At 39.8% G+C, this 4746-nt stretch carries 5 protein-coding genes; 2 read left to right on the top strand and 3 right to left on the bottom strand.

The window, feature by feature from the left end; translation table 11 throughout:
- Positions 1-424: 424 nt before the first annotated feature.
- Together B2V92_RS05965 and B2V92_RS05960 are read right to left on the bottom strand one after the other, a co-directional pair.
- Positions 425-1732 carry a M20/M25/M40 family metallo-hydrolase gene (locus B2V92_RS05965; RefSeq protein WP_293305717.1) on the bottom strand — a complete coding sequence of 436 codons (1308 nt, stop codon included), beginning with the start codon at positions 1730-1732 and terminating at the stop codon, positions 425-427.
- Between the two features lie 364 nt (positions 1733-2096).
- Positions 2097-3230, bottom strand: a complete 1134-nt coding sequence (locus B2V92_RS05960) for a DUF4407 domain-containing protein (protein ID WP_293305714.1) — start codon at positions 3228-3230, stop codon at positions 2097-2099.
- 127 nt (positions 3231-3357) lie between these two features.
- Here B2V92_RS05960 and B2V92_RS05955 point away from each other — a divergent pair, with 127 nt between their 5' ends.
- The gene (locus B2V92_RS05955; RefSeq protein WP_293305711.1) at positions 3358-3675 is read left to right on the top strand and encodes a rhodanese-like domain-containing protein; all 318 of its coding nucleotides are present in this window, start codon (positions 3358-3360) and stop codon (positions 3673-3675) included.
- Positions 3676-3790: 115 nt separating this feature from the next.
- Entirely contained in the window at positions 3791-3988 is a 198-nt protein-coding gene (locus B2V92_RS05950; RefSeq protein WP_293305709.1) for a DUF6358 family protein, read from the top strand.
- Here B2V92_RS05950 and B2V92_RS05945 read toward each other — a convergent pair.
- Positions 3966-4746: enolase C-terminal domain-like protein (locus tag B2V92_RS05945; protein WP_293305707.1), on the bottom strand; the 781-nt coding region annotated here is incomplete at its 5' end. The two genes, B2V92_RS05950 and B2V92_RS05945, sit on opposite strands and share 23 nt — an antisense overlap.

The following is a 4746-nucleotide window of genomic DNA, read 5'->3' as shown; positions in this document are numbered from 1 at the left end:
CCGATTGAAAAAATCGGGATGCTCGCACCTGTCGGGTTTAATTAACAAAAGATTGTTCTAAACCGCCCTGTTTTTATCTTTAACTCGATGAAAGGTTTGATTTTTCCTGCACCAGCCTACGTTAAATAAACCCGATTGTAGGGAAGAGCTTCCGATCCTTCATCGGAACTCGGACCAAAAAGCGGGATTGAAAATGCCAAAAGCACAGAACCGGTCGTTTCCTATTATCGGAATAAGATATTTTTAGGTTTTGGAAACGAAAGGTAGAATTTCTTAGATACTGTATTCTCGCCATCCGCTTTTCCCGATTGAAAAAATCGGGATGCTCGCACCTGTCGGGTTTAATTAACAAAAGATTGTTCTAAACCGCCCTGTTTTTATCTTTAACCCCGCAGGTTTCAAAAAACCTGCGGGGGTTGATAGATTATTTCTTCAACTTCGGTATTCTGGTTGGGGTATCCGTTCCATTAACAATGGTTACAGCACTTTTTGCAATAGCTTTAATGGTAGAAAGGATGTTCTCTACATCTAAAGAGCTATATTCGTCTTTTACGCTATGGTATAACTTATCGATGTCGATTTTATCGGTACTGATGGTGTGTGCCGGAACGCCTAAAGCGGCTAAAGTAGCATTATCGCTTCTGTAAAATAAATTCTGTTCCGGATAAGGATCAGGATGGAAGGTAAATTCGGTACCGGCTAAATTTTTCTGTAAAATCTTACCGAAATCCGATCTTTCATAACCGGTAATAAATGCGGTGTTTTTGCCAAATTTAGAATCTTTACCAATCATTTCGATATTGAACATGGCTACCACATCATCAGGGTTTAATTTTTCTGAGAAGTATTTTGCACCAAAACCGCCAATTTCCTCAGCTGTAAAAGCAACGAAAATGAGGGTACGCTCATTGTTTTTCTGTGCTTTATAATATTTTGCCAAAGCAATCATCGCTGTGGTACCCGAAGCATCATCATCTGCCCCATTTGCAATACTATCGCCATCTATAGGTTTTAAAAAGCCCAAATGATCATAATGACCAGAGAAAACCACAATTTCTTTTGCTTTAGATTTACCTGGGATAACACCTGCAACATTGAATAAAGGCATTTTGGTTACCTTGTTTTTAAAAGTCGCAGAAAAATCTGTTGCGGCATCTTTACCTAAAACGAAAACCTGTACAGCATTGGTCGTTTTTTTAATATCTTCTTCATCAACCGTTGTAGGTTTGCTAAAATGATCTCTATAACGATTAAAAAGATCGGCAAATTTACTGTCTACTAAAACAATCTGGCTTTTTTCTGCATTTAGGATAGCCCTGAACTGGGCCACAAAAGGCTTTTCGGGATCCAGTTTAACAACAGTGGCATTCGATTTATCGAGCGTAATGTTTTCGGCGGTAGCACCGGTAACCATTAAATTTTCAGGAGCAATTTCCTGTCCGTCTATCTTAACACTGGTGCTTTGGTTGGCTATCTGGTATTTATTAAATGTTTGGCGGAATGTTTTTTCTCCTGTTAAAGGTTTTAAACCGATTTTTTTAAATTCTGATTCGATAAATGTTGCTGCTTTATCAATTCCTGGTGTAAAAGTTGCACGGCCCTGCATATCATCCGCACTTAGGGTTTTAATCAGGTGATCGGTATACTCACGTGTGATAATTTTATCGATATTCTGCGCTTTAAGCTGCAAACTTGCCATGCCGACAAGGGTAAAAAAGAGTGCTTTCTTCATATAATAAGTTATAAAGGGTTCAATTTAGGGATTTTGGTCGAGAATTCCGCAGTTGCTTGCCTACTGGTTGATGGTTTGATCGTTCATGGTCTTATAGGTCATGGTTGATAGCTTAATGGTTTGATACACCATCGCTGGCCACATAATGATTGACAGCTTTGGTGATGGTTTGATAGCCAATGGTTGATAGCCTGTTAGTTTAAACACGCCTATGGTTAATAATTTGTGCCTTTAAACCATAACCTATGAACCATATAACCATTAACCGGTTGATAGCTTAATGATTATAATCTCCAGACTATGATCTATGGACCATCATACCACGAACCTTTTTTCCGCTCCATCATCCATTTTCCATCTTCCCTTATCCATTCGCATCCCCATCCCAATCGTATTTTTCCAGATCGCGGTAGGCTTTGCCTTTAATAATTTCTTTCTTTTTGGTTGATTCGGAATCGACCCTCGTTTCGTGGATATTGTCGGCTACTTCGAAGTGAAAATCCTTGTCTTTTTTTGAATGGTAAATGGCTACTTCATCACCATCTGATATTGCATAATCGTACGGTCCGCGGGCGCTCATCAGTTTTACAAAAACAGGCAAACATTCGAAAAAGATAAATAACAAACCAATAAAAGTAATGGCAATTGCCGTATTGTTATCGCTGGTGCCATCTACATTAAATTTAAGCTGCCCAAGGGCCCAGTTGCGGTCGGCAAAACCAGCAATATCCGATAAACTATCCAATTGTTTCTTGGTGTAGAGTTTTTCGGTAAACAGGCCATCAAATTCTTTACGTTTATCTACAAAACCCTCAGATTTGTTAATAGCTGCTTTTAGCGAATCGAGTTCTGTGGTTCGTTGCTTAATTTCTGCTTCCTTACGTTTGGCATAAGGGCCATAACCCATTACGCCCGAAGTTTCGGTGGTTTTATTGCCGAAAATCTCAAAATTAAGTTTTTGCCTGTCGGCTTTTATACCTTTTTCAAGCGAATCGCGGGTGGCTTTCTGTTGATTTAACCTGCCAAACTCTACCTGGTATTTTTTCTCGAAAGCTTTGTTCAGCGTGTCGATTTTTGAGCGTTGGCCGTTGAGGTAACTTACCTTTAAGCGTTCTTTTATCTCTTTATCGAAAATCTTTAGCTCAAGTGGTCGAGATATTACCATACCGATCATGATGGCCAGTAAAATACGCGGTGTAGCCTGTAGTAACTGTTTATTGGTGCTTGCGCTTTTGTTAATACTCGATACAATATAACGGTCCATGTTAAAAATGGCCGCTCCCCATAAAAAGCCAAAAACAATGGCAAAGATTACGGCCAGATCGGCTCCTTTAAACACAAAATACATGGCATAACCGCCCGAAAGTGCGGCAAATAAGCCTGTAAAAAAGATGGTGGCGCCGATGCCGGTATATTTATTTTGTTCCGAAGGGTATTTTTCGAGCGTTGTGATGTGGGCGCCAGAGCAAAACCAGAAGAAACGGTTCAGTTTGTCCATTTGTGAATTTTATATTTAAACGCCTAAGGATTAAAGTTGTTACAGTTTTAAACAAAATTTTATGGCAATTTTTTGATGGGGAGTGTAAAGCCGATTTTCCTATATTTGCATAAATACATTTAATAAAATGAAAGAAATATCGGTACAAGAACTAAAAGAGAAAATCGATAACAAAGAAGATTTTCAACTAATTGATGTCCGCGAAACATTCGAATACGAAGTTTCCAATCTTGATGGTGAGAATATCCCTTTGGGCGGAATTTTAATCGAAGCTGACAAGGTTGCTAAAGATAAACCGGTAATTATCCAGTGCCGTAGCGGAAAAAGAAGTGCGGCTGCAGTAATGCAGTTGGAGCAACAGTACGGATTCGACAATCTATATAACTTAAAAGGTGGAATTTTGGCCTGGCAGGAAGCTTTTGATCCAGGTATGCAGGTTTATTAACCATATAATTTTGAATGATGGAATGATGGAATTTTGAATGAGTGAATGTTATGCATTGCACTTATTCGAAATCCATTCAATCATTCATTCCTTTTTTCATTCAATCATTTTCACATTGGGCAAAAAATTCGCTTTAAATATCTTTTATAACCTGGCCATTATCCTGTCTGTTTTTGGATTGGTTTGGTGTTACAACAACCATAAATACCTGCCGGCAGCTTTTATGGTTGGCGTAGCCTGTTGCTTATTTTATTTCAAGTATCAGTTAAGCAAAGAACTTCGGAAAAGTTTTAAAGAAAAAGATCCGAAGTAACACCCTGAAGCCCTAATCCGGGTAGATCTTTTAAAATATATTTCCCATTTTCGAAATCCGGATCGGTAAAAGGATTGTTTTTGGTAAGCCAGGGGCCATCCAAATCTGCCCAGTTACATAATGGAGCTAAAGCGGCTGCGGCCAGGGTTGCACAACTGGTTTCGCTCATGCAACCAATGAGTACCTTCATTCCAAAAGAACGGGCTTTCAAAATCATCTGATGGCCTTCGTACATTCCACAGCTTTTCATCAGTTTTACGTTAATGCCATGATAAACGCCTTTAAGTTTATCCATATCGGTTAAACGTTGCACAGCTTCATCGGCCAGTAGCGGAATAGGGCTACGTTCGGTAAGCCAGGCATTGCCATCGGGGTTGTTTTTATCCATGGGCTGCTCAATCAGCACCACCCCCTGGTTATGTAGCCAGTAAATCAGGTCTATCGCTTTTATTTTATCCGTCCAGCCCTGGTTCGCATCCACATAGAGCGGCACATTGGTCATGCTGCGGATGGTTTCGATAATTTCCCGGTCGTTATCCCTGCCCAATTTTACCTTGATCACTTTAAAAGCTTCAGCATCTTTCAGTTTTTCGCGGATTACCTCTGGTGTATCAATTCCGATGGTGTAAGAAGTTACAGGCATTTTTGCCGGATCGGCACCGTAAATTTCGTAACAGGGTTTGTTTAAAAGCTTTCCCTGGATATCGTTAAGCGCGATATCAATAGCTGCTTTAATGGCTGGCCTGCCAGGTGCAAGA

The sequence above is a fragment of the Pedobacter sp. UBA5917 genome (genome assembly GCF_002432345.1).
GTDB lineage: Bacteria > Bacteroidota > Bacteroidia > Sphingobacteriales > Sphingobacteriaceae > Pedobacter.
The sequence above is the reverse complement of the archived record's forward strand: the minus strand, read 5'-3'. Positions and strand labels throughout refer to the sequence as shown.

Excerpts from the sequence above, each read along its gene's own strand:
- B2V92_RS05965 (WP_293305717.1), bottom strand. The coding sequence starts at position 1,732 with ATGAAGAAAGCACTCTTTTTTACCCTTGTCGGCATGGCAAGTTTGCAG.
- B2V92_RS05955 (WP_293305711.1), top strand. The coding sequence starts at position 3,358 with ATGAAAGAAATATCGGTACAAGAACTAAAAGAGAAAATCGATAACAAA.
- B2V92_RS05960 (WP_293305714.1), bottom strand. The coding sequence starts at position 3,230 with ATGGACAAACTGAACCGTTTCTTCTGGTTTTGCTCTGGCGCCCACATC.